This is a genomic window from Hwanghaeella sp. (assembly GCF_965227365.1).
Lineage (GTDB): Bacteria > Pseudomonadota > Alphaproteobacteria > UBA8366 > Aestuariispiraceae > Hwanghaeella.
On sequence record NZ_OZ245754.1, the window covers coordinates 1,210,661 to 1,229,027 of the forward strand.

The 18,367-nt window shown below is 63.0% G+C and carries 20 protein-coding genes; 10 read left to right on the plus strand and 10 right to left on the minus strand.

Translation table 11 applies throughout. The features are described from left to right. Window positions 1-2: 2 nt before the first annotated feature. On the minus strand, window positions 3-1,634 hold the full coding sequence (locus ACQK2G_RS05455; protein WP_425404015.1) for a Rieske (2Fe-2S) protein: 1,632 nt from the start codon (window positions 1,632-1,634) through the stop codon (window positions 3-5). Between the two features lie 119 nt (window positions 1,635-1,753). Between ACQK2G_RS05455 and ACQK2G_RS05460 the strand changes: the two genes are divergently transcribed. Both ACQK2G_RS05460 and ACQK2G_RS05465 read left to right on the plus strand, forming a co-directional pair. After that, window positions 1,754-3,205, plus strand: a complete 1,452-nt coding sequence (locus ACQK2G_RS05460) for an MFS transporter (protein WP_425404016.1) — start codon at window positions 1,754-1,756, stop codon at window positions 3,203-3,205. Between the two features lie 14 nt (window positions 3,206-3,219). After that, the gene (locus ACQK2G_RS05465; protein ID WP_425404017.1) at window positions 3,220-3,894 is read left to right on the plus strand and encodes a helix-turn-helix transcriptional regulator; all 675 of its coding nucleotides are present in this window, start codon (window positions 3,220-3,222) and stop codon (window positions 3,892-3,894) included. 30 nt (window positions 3,895-3,924) lie between these two features. Here the strand turns inward: ACQK2G_RS05465 and ACQK2G_RS05470 are convergent, their stop codons facing one another. Then, on the minus strand, window positions 3,925-5,373 hold the full coding sequence (locus tag ACQK2G_RS05470) for a sensor histidine kinase (RefSeq protein WP_425404018.1): 1,449 nt from the start codon (window positions 5,371-5,373) through the stop codon (window positions 3,925-3,927). A gap of 428 nt (window positions 5,374-5,801) precedes the next feature. Here ACQK2G_RS05470 and ACQK2G_RS05475 point away from each other — a divergent pair, with 428 nt between their 5' ends. The 4 genes from ACQK2G_RS05475 to ACQK2G_RS05490 all read left to right on the plus strand — a co-directional run bounded on the left by ACQK2G_RS05475 (window position 5,802) and on the right by ACQK2G_RS05490 (window position 8,911). After that, window positions 5,802-6,596 carry a thymidylate synthase gene (locus ACQK2G_RS05475; protein ID WP_425407612.1) on the plus strand — a complete coding sequence of 265 codons (795 nt, stop codon included), beginning with the start codon at window positions 5,802-5,804 and terminating at the stop codon, window positions 6,594-6,596. A 32-nt stretch (window positions 6,597-6,628) separates the two neighbouring features. Then, the gene (locus ACQK2G_RS05480; protein ID WP_425404019.1) at window positions 6,629-7,132 is read left to right on the plus strand and encodes a dihydrofolate reductase; all 504 of its coding nucleotides are present in this window, start codon (window positions 6,629-6,631) and stop codon (window positions 7,130-7,132) included. Between the two features lie 132 nt (window positions 7,133-7,264). Then, on the plus strand, window positions 7,265-8,227 hold the full coding sequence (trxB, locus tag ACQK2G_RS05485; RefSeq protein ID WP_425404020.1) for a thioredoxin-disulfide reductase: 963 nt from the start codon (window positions 7,265-7,267) through the stop codon (window positions 8,225-8,227). A 144-nt stretch (window positions 8,228-8,371) separates the two neighbouring features. Then, a complete protein-coding gene (locus ACQK2G_RS05490) occupies window positions 8,372-8,911 on the plus strand; it encodes a bactofilin family protein (protein ID WP_425404021.1) in 540 nt (179 codons plus the stop codon). Between the two features lie 56 nt (window positions 8,912-8,967). Here the strand turns inward: ACQK2G_RS05490 and ACQK2G_RS05495 are convergent, their stop codons facing one another. Continuing rightward, complete coding sequence (locus ACQK2G_RS05495) at window positions 8,968-9,531, minus strand: HPF/RaiA family ribosome-associated protein (RefSeq protein ID WP_425404022.1); 564 nt, start codon at window positions 9,529-9,531, stop codon at window positions 8,968-8,970. Window positions 9,532-9,719: 188 nt separating this feature from the next. Here ACQK2G_RS05495 and ACQK2G_RS05500 point away from each other — a divergent pair, with 188 nt between their 5' ends. Beyond that, a complete protein-coding gene (locus ACQK2G_RS05500; protein ID WP_425404023.1) occupies window positions 9,720-10,178 on the plus strand; it encodes a host attachment protein in 459 nt (152 codons plus the stop codon). Here the strand turns inward: ACQK2G_RS05500 and ACQK2G_RS05505 are convergent. Both ACQK2G_RS05505 and ACQK2G_RS05510 read right to left on the minus strand, forming a co-directional pair. Beyond that, window positions 10,175-10,675 carry a hypothetical protein gene (locus ACQK2G_RS05505; protein ID WP_425404024.1) on the minus strand — a complete coding sequence of 167 codons (501 nt, stop codon included), beginning with the start codon at window positions 10,673-10,675 and terminating at the stop codon, window positions 10,175-10,177. The two genes, ACQK2G_RS05500 and ACQK2G_RS05505, sit on opposite strands and share 4 nt — an antisense overlap. Further along, window positions 10,672-11,454 carry a protein phosphatase 2C domain-containing protein gene (locus tag ACQK2G_RS05510; protein ID WP_425404025.1) on the minus strand — a complete coding sequence of 261 codons (783 nt, stop codon included), beginning with the start codon at window positions 11,452-11,454 and terminating at the stop codon, window positions 10,672-10,674. Before ACQK2G_RS05510 ends, ACQK2G_RS05505 begins: the two co-directional genes overlap by 4 nt. A 316-nt stretch (window positions 11,455-11,770) precedes the next feature. Here ACQK2G_RS05510 and ACQK2G_RS05515 point away from each other — a divergent pair, with 316 nt between their 5' ends. Then, window positions 11,771-12,496, plus strand: coding sequence for a ribonuclease activity regulator RraA (locus ACQK2G_RS05515; protein WP_425404026.1), 726 nt, complete (start codon window positions 11,771-11,773; stop codon window positions 12,494-12,496). Window positions 12,497-12,509: 13 nt separating this feature from the next. Here the strand turns inward: ACQK2G_RS05515 and ACQK2G_RS05520 are convergent, their stop codons facing one another. Then, window positions 12,510-13,880, minus strand: coding sequence for a formimidoylglutamate deiminase (locus ACQK2G_RS05520; protein ID WP_425404027.1), 1,371 nt, complete (start codon window positions 13,878-13,880; stop codon window positions 12,510-12,512). Window positions 13,881-14,044: 164 nt separating this feature from the next. Here ACQK2G_RS05520 and hutI point away from each other — a divergent pair, with 164 nt between their 5' ends. Beyond that, window positions 14,045-15,232, plus strand: coding sequence for an imidazolonepropionase (gene hutI / locus ACQK2G_RS05525; protein ID WP_425407613.1), 1,188 nt, complete (start codon window positions 14,045-14,047; stop codon window positions 15,230-15,232). After that, complete coding sequence (locus tag ACQK2G_RS05530) at window positions 15,207-15,986, plus strand: formylglycine-generating enzyme family protein (protein WP_425404028.1); 780 nt, start codon at window positions 15,207-15,209, stop codon at window positions 15,984-15,986. The genes hutI and ACQK2G_RS05530 overlap by 26 nt, the downstream gene beginning before the upstream one ends. 12 nt (window positions 15,987-15,998) lie before the next feature. On the opposite strand, the gene ACQK2G_RS05535 is transcribed toward ACQK2G_RS05530, so the two are convergent. From ACQK2G_RS05535 to ACQK2G_RS05550, 4 genes are read right to left on the minus strand one after another with little or no spacing between them, the layout of a single operon-like run. Then, the gene (locus ACQK2G_RS05535; RefSeq protein WP_425404029.1) at window positions 15,999-16,325 is read right to left on the minus strand and encodes a rhodanese-like domain-containing protein; all 327 of its coding nucleotides are present in this window, start codon (window positions 16,323-16,325) and stop codon (window positions 15,999-16,001) included. A gap of 53 nt (window positions 16,326-16,378) precedes the next feature. Next, complete coding sequence (locus ACQK2G_RS05540; RefSeq protein ID WP_425404030.1) at window positions 16,379-17,605, minus strand: O-succinylhomoserine sulfhydrylase; 1,227 nt, start codon at window positions 17,603-17,605, stop codon at window positions 16,379-16,381. A gap of 5 nt (window positions 17,606-17,610) precedes the next feature. After that, window positions 17,611-18,132, minus strand: coding sequence for a DUF934 domain-containing protein (locus tag ACQK2G_RS05545; protein WP_425404031.1), 522 nt, complete (start codon window positions 18,130-18,132; stop codon window positions 17,611-17,613). A 27-nt stretch (window positions 18,133-18,159) separates the two neighbouring features. Beyond that, a complete protein-coding gene (locus tag ACQK2G_RS05550) occupies window positions 18,160-18,366 on the minus strand; it encodes a hypothetical protein (protein ID WP_425404032.1) in 207 nt (68 codons plus the stop codon). Between the last annotated feature and the right edge of the window lies 1 nt (window position 18,367).

The window sequence follows — 18,367 nt, forward strand, 5'->3', positions numbered from 1 at the left end:
GTTCAGCCCTCGCGGGCGACGAAATCGAGCGATTGATTGGCGGTGCGCAGAACCTGCTTGCGCTTGATCGGATGCGCGATCAACCGGTTGAGCGCCGCGGTCATCAGCCCGGAATGGTCGGAAGCCGGGTCGTTTTCGATCTCGTCCCGCATCGCGGTCGCCAGTTTCACGTAATGGCAGGCGACGATGTACTCCGGGAAACTGTGATCCAGCATGTCGTGCAGCACGCCGTTGAGATAGATTTTCGGTTCCTGCTGAACCCGCCAATCCGCGGCATCGACCCCGTTGTCCAGGAAGCCCGCATTGCGACCCAGGAAACAGCCGATCTGCAGCAGCACTTCCGGCCACAGTTCCGGATACTGTTCCGCCGCCCAACGGCCCGCATTGGCGAAGGTGATCGCATGGGTGAAATCGAGCCAGTTGACATTGTCGGAGACCGAATTGTCGGTCCGGCTGTCCATCGTCACCCGGAAGTGCAGCAGTTGAAGCGTCGCCGCCTCCAGCAAAACCCGATACAGATCCGGGCCGGATTTCGCGCTTTGCCGTATCAGGTCCAGAACCTTGGGGACGGACAGGCGGGTATAGTCCGCCGCCGGTCGGGGTGTCGCGTCGCCTCCCTGCTGCCACGTCTCCAGCGCCGGGCGGTAGGCCTTGAATTCGGGGATCAGATCCTCGCGGCTGGCATAGACCAGCCCGCGGACGAGACAGTGCAGAAGCGGTTTCAGCGAGTCCCGGCCGAGGCGGTCCGACAGTTGTTCCGTCTTGTAGACATAGATCGGGGCGTGGCCGAACATCTGATAGTGGTTCAGTGCCGCCCGCAGCAGGCCCTTGCGCAGCGCCGGCATGCCGAGCCCCTCCGCGAGCGCGCCGTTGATATAGGCAATAGCGGCGTCCTCATTCTCCTCCTCGATCGCCTGCACGAACCCGTCCTCGTCGTAGGACCGGCTTTTCACGGTGAAGGGATATTGCCGTTCCCGCATCGAATCCCAGGACATATGACCGATGACCTCGACATGGCTGGCAAGCCGTTCGGCGTCGTTTTCCGCCAATTCGTCGCCGAGCCGCAGCCAATCCGCAGCGGCCGCGAAGGCGTGGGTGAAGCCGTATTCGAAGCGGTCATGGCTGTGCTCAACCGCGGCCAGAATGGCGAGGTCGGGATCGCCACCGGCCTTTTGCAGCCGCGCGACCTCGCGCGCGATCCGGTCGTATTCGTGGCGCGGCATGGCATCGGCGATATTGTCCAGCGCCGAATGGATCAACTCTTCCGGGGGCGGATCGGTGATATCGACCAGAACCTCGCCGCCCTCCACCCGCACGGGATAGCGCCGCAACTTGTCGCCGCCGACTTCCGTCTCGCCGCTGTCGAGGTCGAATTTCCAGTTGTGCCAGTTGCAGGTCAGCTTGCAGGATTCCCCCGCGGCGCCGCCGGAGAGGGCCCCTTCGATCAGCGGATAGCCTTCATGCGGACAACGGTTGTTACAGGCCTGAATGCCGCCGTTTTCAAGGTCCCGCCCCGCGACATGGAACAGCGCGATCTGCTTGCCCTCCGCTTTCACGACCTTGCGGCCTTTCGCGATCAGCGAATCCAGATCAGTAACGCGGACCCAATTGCCGGAGCGCCGAATAGTGGACATGACCTTCCCTTTCTAAAGATATTTGTTTCGAAACCTGATATGGCTTTTCTAAAAGAAAGTCTATAGAAATGTGCGGGCAAGACCGATGACGAGTGTAACATGATGGTGAGACGGCGGCCGTGAAAGACACTGGCGCGACCCTTTTGAGCGGTGAGTCATCCTGGGCCGATCTGTGGCGCGCGGGCGTGCTGCAGCGTTTCATCGTGCTGGGTTTCGGGGTCTGGCTGCATGCCTCCAATGCCAGCCTTGTCTCCACGCTGATTCCGTCCGCGGTGCTCGATATCGGCGGCGTTGCCTTTCTCAGCTGGGCCTCGGTCCTCTATCAGGTCGGCTCGATCGTCGCCGGCGCGGCGGCGGGATTGCTGGCCGTGCGGTTCGGCCTGCGCAGCGCAATGATGATGTCCGCGGCGGGTTTCGGCATCGGCTGCGTGCTCTGTGCCGTGGCGCCGGATATGAACGTCCTTCTGGGCGGACGCCTGATCAAGGGGGCGGGCGGCGGCGCGCTGGTCGCGCTCACCCATGTCGCCATCGTCGAGCTGTTCCCGTCCAAGATCATGCCGCGAATGATCGCGCTCGTCTCTGCGATCTGGGGCGTTTCCGCCTTCTGCGGCCCGGCGGTCGGCGGCGGCTTTGCGGAGTACGGATTGTGGCGGACGGGGTTCTGGGCCTATGCCGCACAGGCAGGGCTTTATCTGGCCGCCGTCGGCTGGGTGCTGCGAAGCAAGAACACGGATGTGCAATCCCATGAAGGGACCTTTCCGAAGGTCCGACTGGTGCTGCTTTCCGCGGCGATCATGGCGATCGCCTCCGCCGGGGTGATCGGTTTCACCTGGCAGTCGGGTCTGTTGTCGATTGCCGGACTGGTGCTGCTGGCGGCATTTTTCCGGCGCGACGCCGGGGCCGGGGCAAGCCGTCTCTATCCCCGGTCCGCCTACGATCCGTCCCGGCCGACCCTTTGGGGCCTTGCCATGATCGGGCTGTGCTTCGTCGGCACGATCACATTCACCGTGTATGGTCCGATCCTGATCCAGCTTCTGCACGGGGCACGGCCGATCACCGGCGGCATTCTGGTCGCTGTCGAGTCGATTGCCTGGAGTGTCGCCGCCATCGCCTTTTCCGGTGCCGCGGCCAGCTGGCATCCCTGGCTGATCCGCGCGGCGGCGGGATTGATCATCGTCGGCGTCGCCGGACTGGCGCTGGTCATGCCCGGCGGACCGGTTTGGGCGCTGGCGCCGTTCCTGGTCGCCATCGGCGGTGCCTTCGGCATGTCCTTCGGCTATATCACCCAACGGATCGTCGCGGGGGCCGACGGGGACGACCGGGCCCGTGCGTCCGCCGCGATCCCGACCACGCAGATGATCGGCTATGCGCTTGGGGCTTCGGCCAACGGTTTCATCGCGAACGGCTTCGGGTTTTCCGAAACCGCCCCGCGCGCCGTGCTGGAGAGTGTCGGTTTCTGGGGCTTCGCGGCCTTCCTGCCGATCGTGATCCTGGGCGCGGTCGCCGCCCTGCGCGTTGCTGGGCCGATCGGCGAGGAAGCGGTCAATCGCGCGGCGGCGGAAGAGAGTTGAGGGAAAGAGGAAGAATGGTCACGGCGAAGACGCAAGCGACACGAAAGACCCGGCAGCCCGCCAAATCGGCGACCCGGCAGGCGATCCTGGACATGCTGAAACTGAACGGTCCGAGCGAGGCGTCGGAACTGGCCTCCCGCCAGGGTGTCTCGACCATGGCCGTGCGGCAGCATCTTTACGCCCTGCAGGAAGAGGGCTTTGTCGACTATACCGAAAGCCCTCGCCCGGTCGGCCGCCCGGCCAAGATATGGGCGCTGACGACGGCGGCGGACCGTTTCTTCCCCGACGCCCATGCGGAATTGACCGCCGGACTGCTCGGCGCCATGCGCGCGACCTTCGGGGAGGAGGGGCTGCAGCGCCTGATCGCGGAACGCACCGCGCAGCAGATCCGCGCCTATGCGGAAACGGTGGACCGTGAGGAGGGCGTGAAGGCGAAACTTTTGGCCCTGGCCCGGCTGCGTGAGGCGGAAGGGTATATGGCGGGCGTTACGGAGGAAGAGGACGGCAGCTTCCTGTTGGTCGAGAACCACTGTCCGATCTGCGTTGCCGCCCAGGCCTGTTCCGGTCTCTGCGACGGGGAATTGACGGTGTTTCGCGCCGTTCTCGGACCGCATGTGGAAGTCGAGAGAACCGATCACCTGCTCGCCGGCGCCCGCCGCTGCGCCTATCGGGTCCGGCCGCAAAGGTGATTGTCAGGCACGGGCCGGTCTAACACTCGCTCATGGGGATTCTGGTAATTTGACGGTCACCGTTGTGCCTTTGCCGACACGGCTTTCAATTTTCAGGTCCCCGCCATGGAGATCGACGAAGGATTTGACCAGGGACAGGCCGAGACCGACCCCGGCCTGGGCGAGGACGGCGGAATCGCGCCCCTGATAAAAGGCGTCGGTGATCCGGCCGAGATCCTCTTCCGCAATGCCTACACCCGAATCCCGAACGCATAGCCGCACCCAACCATCGGGCAGGCGCTCACCGTCGACATAGATGGTCCTGGTCAGTGGTGAGAACTTCACGGCGTTGCCGACCAGATTGATCAGGATCTGCCACAGCATTCGGCGATCGGCCTCAAGCGTCAAATCCGGTGGATCTAGATCGAAACTGAGGGGCGGCAGTTGCCGGGTCGGTGTCTGCTGGAACATCTTTTCGACATCCGCGAACAGATCTGCCACGGAAACCGTGTTCCGCTCAATCGAATGATGACCGAGTTCGATACGGGACAGTTCCAGCAGGTCGGTGACCAGGTCGCTGAGGACCGTGCCGCTGTCACGGATATGGGCCGCGTATTCGCGGTATTTCGGCGCCAGAGGACCGAAGGTTTCCGTCAGCATACTGTCCGAAAAACCGACGATGGCGTTGAGGGGCGTCCTCAGTTCATGGCTCATGGTTGCCAGGAACTGCGTCTTCGCCTCGGACGCCGCTTTCGCTTCCAATTCGGTTCTTTCCCGCTCGGTGGCAAGGACGGTCGCCCGATGCGCTTCCGCAAGCGCCGCGGCGGTCTTGCGATAGAGTTGCTTGTTCACCAGCCAGAGCGTCAATGCGTTCGTAATGCGTTTTCCAATGGCCCGGGAGATGCCGCCCATGCCCATGGCAAAGAACAGAACCGCCAGGGCCATGGCGAAACTCGCCTCGTGGCTGGCCATGAACAGGCCGACGATGAGGAAACCGAGATAGGGTAGGGTGAAACTGGCGAAACCCCACGCAACCGCGCTGTAGGATGCCGCCGCCGCCGCCGTCATACCGGCGGCGCAAAAGGACAGAATCACGCTTTCAATCAAATGATCGTTTGCCGCGATGATCCAAAACGAACCCACGCCCCAGACAATGCCCGATGCGACGGCGCCGGCGTGAAGGATCCCCCTCGCCAAGGCGGGTGAACGGGACAGGATCGCGGGTTTGGCATAGCGTTTAACTGTGACGGCGCGAAGGACGCTGACAACCGTAAAAGCCAGAAACCAGATCAGCGGCAGTGTGACGTCGGAAACCGATGCGATCGCGATCGCAACCGCCACACCGGCGCCGAGACTGCCCCCGATAACCCAGGGCAGCCCGTCGATGAAAACCCTCCACCGGGCCCGTTCCAGCAAACTGCGCGCATGATCCGGCTCGGCGGCAGAATGCTGCATCTCTGCTCGAAGATTAACCGCCCGCGCGATGCTTCCGTCCAACATGTCGTTTCGCGCGTCCTTCGTGGCGTGTCGGCAATACCCTTTCGAAGACCGTCTTACCGGATCTTTCGCAAGGTCCTATTCGGGTGTTTGCGCCGCCGAACACAGCCGATTTCCGCGTTTAACGGGCACATTTTTCGAGAACGTACAGTCTTTCGAGGAGGAGTTTTATAACAGTTTCAATGTAAAGCTAATATTAAATGGCACGGATGCCTCAACCCGACGTGAAACCGCTTCCGGGGCGTGCGGTAGGATTGTATGTGGCAATTTCGGGGGGGCATCACCGCTCGGCGGCGGTGCGCGTGCGCCGAATCGGATAAATTCGCGGTCGGTTCCCAATCAGTCTTGCGCAGCCGGGGATGGCGGCGCTTCATGGCTGGCCGGGAACCCTCTCGGAAATCGGTATTCAGTTCAGTCAGGCGGGCTTTGACGTGCGGCAATATTTGGACCTTCTGCGCCGTGTGCGCGAGACCGGTGCGCAAAAGGGCGACCGGACCGGAACGGGGACGGTCAGCGTTTTCGGCCATCAAATGCGCTTCGATCTGGCCGACGGATTCCCGATGCTGACGACCAAGAAGCTTCACTTGCGCTCGATCATCCACGAACTGCTGTGGTTCCTGCAGGGCGATACGAACATCAAGTATCTGAACGAGAACGGCGTATCGATCTGGGATGAATGGGCCGATGAGAACGGCGATCTGGGTCCGGTTTACGGCCATCAATGGCGATCCTGGCCGGCCAAGGACGGCGGCACGATCGACCAGATTTCCAATGTCGTGGAACAGATCAAGACGAACCCGAATTCGCGGCGTCTGATCGTTACCGCCTGGAACCCGGCGGATGTGGATTCCATGGCCCTGCCGCCCTGTCACTGCCTGTTCCAGTTCTATGTTGCGGACGGCAGGCTTTCCTGTCAGCTGTATCAGCGCAGCGCCGATATCTTCCTTGGTGTACCGTTCAACATCGCGTCCTATGCCTTGCTGACGATGATGGTCGCGCAGGTGACCGGGCTGAAGCTGGGGGAATTCGTGCATACGTTGGGCGACGCGCACCTTTATATGAATCATCTGGATCAGACGGACGAACAGCTGTCGCGGGAGCCCCGGTCCCTGCCGATCATGGTGCTGAACCCGGAGGTCGACGATCTCTTCGCCTTTACCTATGACGACTTCCAGCTTCGGGACTACGACCCGCTTCCGCATATTTCCGCGCCCGTCGCGGTCTGACCCGCCATCAAATCCGTCCAAAGGAGAAGGCCGTGCCGAAACTGGTAATCGTCGTCGCGATGGCCGAGAACCGTGTGATCGGGCGGGACGGCGGATTGCCGTGGCATTTGCCCGAAGACCTCAAGCGGTTCAAGGCGGTCACCATGGGCAAACCCCTGGTGATGGGCAGGAAGACCTGGGAATCCCTGCCGCGCAAACCACTGCCGGGCCGACCGAATCTGGTCGTCACACGGCAAAAAGGCTTCGAGGCGGAAGGCGCATTGGTCTTTGCCGAATTGGACGCGGCCTTGGCGGAGGCGGATCGCCTGGCCCAGGCGTCCGGCGTGGACGAGGTCTGCCTGATCGGTGGCGGCAGCCTGTATGAACAGGCTTTCGAGAAGGTCGACAGGATCGATTTGACCGAGGTTCGCCTGGCGCCGGAAGGCGATACGCATTTCCCGGAACTGGACCCGACATCGTGGCGCGAAGTTTCCCGCGACACGGCAACCGCCGCCGACGGGACCGAATTCGACCATGTGATTTTAGAGCGGGTCTAAAAAACCGCTGTGACGGCCTGTCACGGGGATTTTCCGGTCGGTATGGATTGCACTGGCGGGTCGGGTGACTAAGTTGGCGGGTAATGGAATTGTCGGCCCATGGGGCCCGGATGCGTGTGAAGAGAGGACAAGATGGCGGAACGGCATTGCAAGACCCTGATTATCGGATCCGGACCGGCGGGCTATACCGCCGCGGTCTATGCCGCGCGGGCCAATCTGGAACCCGTCGTGATCGCCGGCCTGCAGCCGGGCGGTCAGTTGACCATCACGACGGATGTCGAGAACTATCCGGGCTTCGCCGATCCGATCCAGGGTCCCTGGCTGATGGAACAGATGCGCCAGCAGGCGGAGAATGTCGGGACCGAGATTGTTTATGACATCGTGACCGACGTCGATTTTACCGGCACGCCTTTCCGTGCGGTCACCGACGGCGGCAATGTCTACACGGCAGACGCCGTGATCGTTACGACCGGGGCGCAGGCGCGCTGGCTGGGGTTGGAATCGGAACAGAAATTCCAGGGCTATGGCGTTTCGGCCTGCGCGACCTGCGACGGCTTCTTTTATCGCGGCAAGGAAGTGATCGTCGTCGGCGGCGGGAATACGGCCGTGGAAGAGGCGCTGTACCTGACCAACCATGCCAGCAAGGTCACCCTTGTCCATCGCCGCGACAGCTTGCGGTCGGAAAAAATTCTGCAGGACCGGTTGATGGCGAACGACAAGATCGAAGTCGTTTGGAACGCCGTGCTGGACGAGATCGTGGGCGACGAAAACCCGCCCGGCGTGACCGGCGTCAAACTGCGGGATACGAAGACGGGCGAGGTGACGGAACGGCCGGTTCACGGCGTTTTCGTCGCGATCGGCCACGACCCGGCGACCGCGGTCTTCAAGGGCAAGGTCGAGATGGATGGCGAAGGTTACATCCTGACCCGGGCCGGCACGACCCATACCAATATTCCCGGTGTCTTTGCCGCCGGCGATGTGGTGGACAAACACTATCGCCAAGCGGTTACCGCCGCGGGCATGGGTTGCATGGCGGCATTGGATGCAGAGAAATTCTTGGCGGAAAAAGCAGTTACATCGCAGGCAGCCGAGTAATAATGTCAACGTCGATTAAGACGATGACATAATCGTTCAAGTCTTTTTGGGCGATTTACTCTTGCAGTTTCCGAAAATGTCGGGCGATTCCTGTCGTCACGCCGCATTCTTTTGGATAGTGTGGCGCCGACCAAGGGGGACCTGATGGGTTTATTCAGTGATAACGCGCCAGCAGCGAAAAAATCCACGGCTGAAATGCCGACGGTGATCGCCGAAGGCACGCTTATCACCGGTGACCTGTCCGGCGCGGCGAATGTCCAGCTCGACGGTACCCTGAAGGGCAATGTCCAGTGCAAGCATTTGACCGTTGGCGCGACCGGTCAGTTGCATGGCGAAGCGGCCGTGGAAGAGCTTGTGGTTCTGGGTGAGGTCCGCGGCGAGATCAAGGCGCGCAAGGTACGCCTTGGCAGCACCGCAAAAGTCTACGGGGATGTCGACCACGAAGTTCTGGAAGTCGAAGCGGGGGCGGAAGTTGAAGGCCGCTACAGCCGCGCGGCTAGCGGAAAACCCGCCGCGGAATCGGCCAAGGCGAAAATCCCCATGGGTGCGCAGGGGGGTGCCATGCAGCGAGAAGCACCGCCGGCGGCGCCGTCACGCAAATCCAACGGCACAGGTGAGGGCAATGCTTCCTCACATCCCCCGGCCAAGGGCGATAGCGCCGATCACAGCGCCACCACTCACTAGAATTTCAGCCCCGCTTTATCCGATCACAGCGATTCCCGACGGCCGGCATCTGTGTATCAGTGCAGGTGATGTTTACCGACCAAGTGGACGGAGGTCGCCTGCGGCCCTTTCGCGCTTTCATTGTCGACGGCTGAGAAGCGGACTTCCGTGCCGACTTCCACATCCTTGAACTTGCCGTCCACGACGCTGTTGGCGTGGAAATAGATTTCCAGCCCGTCGGACGTCTTGATGAAACCGTGGTCCGGGAAGACTTCCTTCACCACGCCATGCGGTGGATCCTCATGGTGCTTCACGTCCAGGTTCTGCTTGTCCGCGAATGTATGAAGGCGGCTCTCAAGGGCGTTGAACGCATCGCGCATGGCAACGAAAAAGTCGGCATGGGCATCCTTGTCGGCGTGGCTCTTGTCGATGGTGACATCGCCGCCGGGCAACACCGCATCGAGGCGGAACCGGTAGAGCTTGCCTGTTTGCCTATTGTGTTGGACCTGTTCCGAGACGACCCGCAGGGATTGAAGTCGTGGGAAGATGCGCTCCAGTTTGGCGACGCGTTCGTTGATCCGTTCCTCGGCCATGATCGGTGCGTCGAAGTCGCGGTAGGTGATTTCGAGATTGATGGCCATTTTCAGCGCCTCTCGCTTTGATTGTTGATCACGCTTCTATTCCTACGACGCTTTTCGCCAATGGACCTTGATGAAGGTCAAATCGGGGATTCCACCGTGCTTGAGGCAAATCAATGTTTGGTCGCATGGTGCCATGCATGCTGTTTCCATCGATTGGACGAACCCGTCGATTGGAAAGGACCAAGAAAATGAATGCTTATTCATCACCGACCGTTTGGGTTGTCGTGGCCGATGGCGAGAGAGCTCGCTTTTTGGAAGGTAATGGTGCCTTGGCCTCGCTGGAACCAGCGCCGGTGCCGGAAATGCACAATGACAATCCGTCGACCCGTGAACAGGGGACGGAACGGCCGGGACGCACCCATGACAGCGCCGGGACAGGCGCGCGTCATGCATTGGCCCCGCGGGTCGATTGGCACAAGTTCGAAAAGGAAAAGTTCGCCCACGAGGTCGCCGATATCGTCAACCGGGCCGCAGTGGCGAAGTCGTTCGATCGGTTGGTCCTGATCGCGCCGCCGCAAACGCTGGGCAACCTTCGCGCCGCGCTGTCGAAGGCGGCTGGAGAGGCCGTCACGCAGGAAATCGGGAAGGATCTTACCAAATTGTCCGAGGCCGAGGTGGAAGATTACCTGGCGAAACACACGGGCTAGCGGCGACGGAAGCCGGCGAAAGAAGGCAGTTTCGGCAAGGCCGCACGGTTCAGGCCGCGTGTTCTTTCGACCCCGAAACTACGCAACCGCGCCGGCGGGTGCGATATGCGGATGGACGTGTCCTCAGGATCGCTGGTTTCAAGCCGGATGTTGCCGGGCACGTCGGGGATCATGAAGCGGATCTGCAAAGGGCCATCCAGGACCCTCGGCGCGACATCGGCCAGTGAGACGCCCGTGACACAACAGATGATGCTCAAGGACGGGATCCGGATCGGCCGGTCGGTGGTGAGTTCCAACATGCCCTGGCAGTCGCCGGGCGCGGAAGCGAGGACCCGGTAACTCAGTTCCGGTGCCCCGTCGGTCGGGTCGGGCCGTTTCGGCGTGCGAAAAACGATCGGCGGCGGCGCCCCCAACAATGGTCCGACACGCGGTGCGACACGGTCACTCTTCGGGGCGCCGGGGCGGCCCCGTTTCGAACGTCCGATGGATTGGGTCATCCTGCGCGGTTCTCCCCTGCGCGGTTTTCCCAGGCCGGGGTGTCCCAGGCGGGGTCGCCCCGCCATCCGCACAGCATCAAGGCCATGTCATCCTCGACACGCTCGGCAAGACGATCGGAGCGCAGGAATTCACGGATCCCGAGATGGATTTCGTCGTCGCTTTCCGCCGTGCTGATATAGCGGTTGAGCGGACGCAGGAAGGAGGAATGCGGCCGGCCGTCCTCAGATCGGACCGACAGGCTTCTCAACCCGTCCGTGCCGGCGGCGACGAACGAAACAGGCCCTTCATCGAGCGCGATGGCGACCGTGTCCTCTGCTTCGTCGTCGGTGACGAAACTGGTCTGCCCGGTGCCGCAAATGCTGTGATAGGGACGGGCGGGGGATGCCGCCACCAGGAAACCGTCGCCAACCTGGATGGCGGCGATCCTGTCCGGTATCAGGGCGAAGGCGATCAGGGTCGTTGCCAGTTCCGAGAGATCGCAATTGCGTTCCGCCGCTTCGCGCACGAGGACAAGGCGGACGCGGCGCAGAACGCGGCGCAGATCGTCTTCATCGGGAGAGGTGCCGGTTCGGGTGAGGGCATCCAGGGCATCGGCCGCGGTCCTGGCGGCGATTTGCGCGCCGATATGGGAAAGACGTCCGCGCGCCGCCCCCTCGGCGACCGCGCCGACGACGCATTCCCGGGTGGGTTTCGCGACGGTGCCGAAGTCGTGGCATGGCATCTGGTGCGCCCTGTGACGCGTTCCCTGCCGGTAATCGACGGCTGCCAGCCAGGTCACCGATAATCCCCTTGCGCGATTCGTGATTCGAAGGCTGTTATTCTAAGGGGATATTAAGTAATCCTCCAAGTCTAAATTGGCATTACTTGGATTATTTAAATTATTACTGTGACAGTTACACAACAACCATTTGCCTTTCCTATAGAAAGGGCATTGATCGCTCCCGATCAAAGATATGCTGCCGCATCGCCGGTTTTCCACCGGTGACGCCCGGGATCGGGACCGGTACTGTTTGCAAAAGATATCACATCGGGCGTTTCCGCGCCCGGAATATTCCGCGGAACCGCATAACCGCGGCGATAAAGGGGGAAATCATATGTCCGCGTCCGTATCGGCCGAGAGCCTTGCCCTGTTGAAGCATGTTTCGACGGCGACCATCACCATGCAATTGCTGAAACGTGGCATTCGTGCCTGCGCCATGTTCGGGCCGAAACCGTTCTCGGGACCCGACGAGCGTCTGGTCGGTCCCGCCTATACCTTGCGGCTGGTGCCGATGCGCGAGGATATCGCGACCACCGATTTCCTCGGATCGGACCAGAACGCGCAACGCACGGCGATCGAGCAATGCCCGGAAGGCCATGTCCTGGTCGTCTCAGGCGGCGGTGAACTGCGCGCCGGGGTATTGGGCGACATCCTCGTGGCGCGGTTGAAGGCGCGCGGCGTGGCGGGGGTGATCAGCGATGCCTCCATGCGCGACAAGGCCGGGATCCTGCCTGTGAACTTCCCGATCTTTTGCCCGGGCGCCGTCGCGCCGGCCAATATCGGCGCCCTGACCCCGGCCGACGTTCAGTGCCGCATCGGCTGCGGCGGTGCGCTGGTCGATCCGGGCGATATCGTCGTTGCCGATGGTGACGGCGCGGTGGTGATCCCGCGGAACCTTGCCGACGACGTCGCGCGCGACGGGACCGAGCAGGAGCGGTTCGAACGCTTCGTTCAGCGCGAGGTTGCGAAGGGGCGGCCGACGCTCGGCCTGTATCCGCCGAATGACGCGGCGCGGGCTGAATACCAGCAATGGCTGAAGGATGGAGAGCCGGAGGATTGAGCCGCCTTCGCCGCTAGGCGAGCAGACGGTTAAGGGCGGCGCGGAAATCCGTTTCGGCCGCGTCCTCCTGTGAATGACGGCCATCGCGGATCGCCCAGACCCCGCCGACCATCACATCGCGCACGAAATCCCGGCCGCCGGAGAAGATCAGCGTATCGGTCACGGCGTCGCCGGTCCGCCCGGTCAGGTCCGCATGTTTACCGTCCAGAACGACGAGGTCCGCGCGCTCACCCTCCGCGATGCCCGCGATGGGCCGACCGCAGGCCTTGGCACCGCCCGCGACGGCGGACCGCCACAGGCTGCCGCCGGTGGACGGGTCCAACTCGCTGGCCCCAACATTGCGCGCGCGCCGGCTCAGGCGCTGCCCGTATTCCAGCAGTCGCAATTCCTCGGCCGGGTCGCGGCAGACATGGCTGTCGGATCCGATGCCGAAGACGCCCCCGGCGGACCGATAGGGAACCAGGGGGAACAGACCGTCGCCCAGATTGGCCTCCGTCGTCGGGCACAGACCGGCGACCGCGCCGCTTTCGGCGATGGCCCGGGTTTCGGCTTCCGTCAGATGGGTCGCATGGACCAGACACCAGCCATCATCCATCGCCTGGCTGTCGGCCAGCAGTTCCACCGGCCGCTTGCCGCACCAGGCCAGGCAGTCCTCGACCTCCTTTACCTGTTCGGCGATATGGATATGCAGCGGCGCGGCCGGATCGGATCGGCGCAGGCCCTGCGCCAGGGCCTCGATCATCGCCGGGTCGGCGGCCCGTAGCGAATGCGGCGCCGCGCCGACCGTGACATTGGCATCGCCGCGGGCTTCGGCGCGGACCACCTCGCTGATGGCGAGGATGGCGTCGGGGTCGGACCGGAACCGGGACTGGGCATCGCCGAGCGGCTGTTCCCCGAAACCGCCATGGGCATAGAGCACCGGCAGATGCGTGAGGCCGATCCCCGCCTGCCGGGCGGCGGCCAGGATCTGCAGGCTTGTCTCGGCCGGGTTGTCGTAGGGCAAGCCGTCCGGCTGATTGTGCAGATAGTGGAATTCGGCGACCGCGGTGTATCCCTGTTTCAGGCATTCGATATAAAGCTGCAGGGCGACGGCGCGGATGTCATCGGGCGTCAGACGGGCGACGAAGCGGTACATCAAGTCACGCCAGGACCAGAAGGAATCCGTCGGCGAGCCCCAGCGTTCGGTCAGGCCGGCCATGGCCCGCTGGAAGGCGTGCGAATGCAGGTTCGGCATTCCGGGCAGGACCGGGCCGGCGGCTTTCTCCGCGCCGTTCGGCGGGTGGTCGGCGGCCTCAATGGCGGTGATCCAGCCGTCCTCGATGCGGATCACGCTGTTCGAACGCCAGCCGTTCGGCGTCATCAGGCTCGGTGCGAAGAGTTCCATGTCCCTCGTCTTCCAGGCTGCGCTTGGTTAGGATCGGCGCACGGGCGCTGCCGGGCAGTGTCCGACGGGAAACGGGCGTCGGCAAGCGCAGGTTTTGTCGAGGGCCCCTTTGGGAGTTTGGCGGCGTGTGGGATGCGATCTGGACCAATGTGAACCTGGCGACGATGGTGCCGGGCGGCGCGCGTTACGGCGCGGTCGCCGACGGCGCCGTCGCGGTCGATGACGGCAGGATTGTCTGGATCGGCGCGGCGTCCGATCTGCCGAAACAGCCGGCGGAGCTGGCGCGCCGGGTCGAGGATGGCGGCGGCGGCTGGATGACGCCCGGCCTGATCGATTGCCACACCCATATCGTCCATGGCGGCAGCCGGGCCGGCGAATTCGAGATGCGGTTGGAAGGGGCGAGCTATGAGGAGATCGCCCGGGCCGGCGGCGGCATTCTTTCCACGGTCAAGGCGACCCGCGCGGCGAGCGAGCAGGAATTGCTGGCCTCGGCCATGCGGCGCGCGCGGCGCCTGTTGGCCGAGGGGGTGACGGTGCTGGAAGTCAAATCCGGCTATGGCCTGGACCTCGACACCGAATTGAAGATGCTGCGCGTGGCGCGGCGGCTGGAACGGGAATTACCGGTCACCGTGCGCACAACCTTTCTGGGCGCCCATGCCCTGCCGCCGGACTACAAGGACCGGGCCGACGCCTATATTGATTTCGTCTGCGCCGAGGTGCTGCCCGCGGTCGCTGCCGAAGGCCTCGCCGATGCGGTCGACGCCTTTTGCGAAGGGATCGGTTTTTCGCCGGTGCAGACCGCGCGTGTCTTCGATACCGCGGCCGGCTTGGGGCTGCCCGTGAAACTGCACGCGGATCAGCTGTCCGATCTGGGCGGGGCGGCGCTGGCGGCCGGATATTCGGCGCTGTCGGCGGACCATCTTGAATATACCAGCGATGCGGGGATCGCCGCGATGGCGGAAGCGGGGACGGTCGCGGTCCTGCTGCCCGGCGCCTTCTATTTCCTGCGCGAGAAGACCCTGCCGCCGCTGGACGGATTTCGCCGCCACGGCGTGCCGATCGCGCTGGCGACCGACAACAATCCCGGCTCCAGTCCCGCCGTCTCCCTGCTGCTGATCCTGAACATGGCCTGCACCCTGTTCCGGATGACGCCGGAGGAAGCGCTGGCCGGCGTCACGCGGAACGGCGCGGCGGCGCTGGGCCTGGGTGAAGAATACGGAACCCTGGAGGTCGGCAAGCGGGCCGATTTCGTGCTCTGGGACGTGGAGACTCCGGCTGATCTCAGCTACCGGATGGGCGACAACCCCTGCAAGCAAGTGGTACGGCATGGCAAGACGGTCCCGACGGTTTAGCCTGTTCCCGGCCGCGTTGCTTCTGTGCCTCGGTTTCTCGGGGGCGGATGCGCGGGCGGCGGAGCCCTTCCGGGACTGCGAGCTGTGCCCGGAGATGGTGCCGCTGACCCCCGAACCCTTCGTCATGGGATATGACAACGGCAAGGCGGCGGAACGCCCGGCCCGCATGGTGACCCTGCCCGGGCCCTTTGCCATAGCGCGGACGGAGACGACCTATGCCCAATGGATGATGTGTGTCGCGGACGGCGGTTGTACGCCGCCGCGCCATACCCGAGGCTGGGACCAGCCGGATCGGCCGGTGATCTATGTCGATTATCATCAGGTTCAGGCCTATCTCGCCTGGCTGAGCGAAAAGACAGGACGGGCCTATCGCCTGCCGACGGAGGAGGAATGGGAATTCGCCGCCCATGGCGGGGCGAACGGGCCGGATCGTGAACGGGTCGACGGTATGGGGCGGGCGAACTGCAACGAGTGCACGCCGGACTGGCATCACGAGACTTTCCCGGTCGCCAGCCTTCCGCCGAACGGCTACGGCCTTTACGATATGTTGGGGAATGTCATGGAGTGGACGTCCAGTTGCTGGACCGCGGACTATCAGTCCGACCGGGAAAGCGATTGCACCCGCCGTACCCGCCGCGGCGGTTCCTGGTATTTCAACCGCTATGTCTCGACGCCGACCTACCGCTATGGCGGGTTGATGGACCGGGTTTCCTATGATGTCGGATTCAGGGTCGCGGCGGATTTGCCCGACTGATCCTCCCGGCGTTCAGCTTTCCGTCGGATAGCCCTGTGCTTTCCAATCCAGAATGCCGCCTTCCATATGGACGACATCCTTGTAGCCGGTGAGGCGGAAGAACTGGAAATAGTCGTGCGTGCGCTTGCCGCTGCGGCAATGGAAGATACCGATCTTGTCGGGATTGCCGTGCGGCCGGTCGACCCCGAAACGGGAGAGCGGGTAGAGCGCCGCGCCGGGAATCCTCTCGGCCTGCCATTCGTTTTCCTCGCGGACATCGATCAGTTCCGCTTCGCCGGACTCCAAAAGCTTGGCGCATTCCTCCGCGGTCAGACCGCGAACTTCACTGTTACCGTCCACTTCGGCGTCTCCCGATCCAAAAAATTGCCCCGGATACAACGATCCCGTTCACCTCAATTCAGGGCGTCATTCAGATCCTTGGCCAAATCCTCAAAATGCTCAAGCCCGACCGACAGTCGGATCATGCCTTCCGAGATACCGACACGGTCCCGTTCCTCCGGCGTCAGCCGCGAATGGGTGGTGGAGGCGGGATGGGTGACCAGGCTTTTGGCGTCGCCGAGATTATTGGAGATGCGGATCAGGCGCAGCTTGTTCAGCACGCTGAAGGCGGCTTCCCTTCCGCCGTCGATTTCGAAGGTGACGACGGTGCCGCCCTGGCGCATCTGCTTGCGCGCCAATTCGTGCTGGGGGTGCGATTTCAGGAAGGGATAGGCAACTTTCCTGACGCGTGAATCCGCTTCCAGCCAGCCGGCGAGCGACAAGGCGGATTGGCATTGCCGGTCGACCCGTAAATTCAGCGTCTCCAACCCCTTCAGCAGCACCCAGGCGTTGAATGGGCTCATGCTGGGGCCTGTATGCCGGATGAACGGCATCAGATCCTGAGTGCAATATTCCTTGGTACCCAGAATTGCCCCGCCGAGACACCGGCCCTGTCCGTCGATATGTTTGGTTGCCGAATAAACGACGACATCCGCGCCGAGATCGATCGGCTTCTGCAGCAGCGGTGTTGCGAAAACATTGTCGATGACCAGTTTCGCGCCCGCGGATTTCGCCAGACCAGCCACGAATTCCAGATCGACCAATTCCAAGCCCGGATTGGTCGGGGTTTCCAGGAAGACGACGGCGGTCGGTTCGGCCAACGCGTCACGCCACTGGTCCGGGTCTGTCCCGTCAACGAAGACCGTTTCCACGCCGTATCGGGGCAGGATGTCGTTGCAGATGAAGAAACAGGATCCGAACAGCGCGCGGCTGGCCACCAGTCGGTCGCCCGCCTTCAACAGCGAGACGAGCGCGGTGAACACGGCCGACATGCCGCTGGCGGTCGCGAAACACTGCTCCGCGCCTTCGATCTGCGCCAGGCGTTCCTGGAACATGTCCACGGTCGGATTGCCGTAGCGGCTGTAGATATAACGGTCCAGATCGCCCTTGAAGGCGGCTTCGGCCTCTTCCGCGCGCGCGTAGACGTAACCGGAGGTCAGGTAGACCGCCTCGGCCGTTTCCTCGAAGCCGCTGCGTCGAATGCCGCCATGGACACCGATCGTGTCCGGGTGCCACGCCTCGGAGGAGGGATCGGGAAGGGACGGGCCGCCGGCCGGCGATGTCGGATCAATCTGTTTCATGACCATCACGACGCCAGTCGTTGGGATTCAGCGCCGCGCCGCCGGCGCTGGTCGATGATGGTCGTCCGGCCGTCGCGGGCGGGTTGATAGAACAGGTCTACCCCGGCAAGCCGGCCTTCGCGCAGACGCTTGATGGTCGGTTCGTTCGTGACCTGGAAGGCATCGATGCCGCAGCGCTGCATGAATTGGATCTGATCCAGCAAGACGTCGCCGGTGGCGCGGATTTCCCCGTCGAAGCCGTGATGTTCACGCAGGGCCCGTGCGGTGGAAAAGGCGCGGCCGTCCGCGAAACTCGGAAAATGAACTTGAACCAGCGCCAGGTGCGGCAGGTCTTCCGCGATGGCATCGGCGAATTCATCGGCGGCAAGCGCCACGCCGATCTGCGCCGGGCGGCTGATCAATTCGTGACGGACGTTCTGCCAACGGCCTAGCGGCACGATCAGATGCGACGCATCGGGCAGGGCGGCATCGTCATCGACCAGCACCCATTCGTCGGCGATCTCTTTTCCATATTTGAACAAAGGCATTTATCGATCCTCCAACTATTGGGCGCTTCAGAAGGCGCCGTGAATGTCGCCGGGCGAAACGACAGGTATCGCGACCGGCAGCGGTGCGCGCGTGTCCCCGGACTTTGTGTCGGCGGGGGCAGTTTCCGCCGGCTTCCAGATGCCGATCCCCACGCCCCATTTCGCTTCCGAGCGATTGGCGGCGTGATACCTGTGGGACGCGTTCCAATCGATAAGCGGTTTCCAGAAACTCATG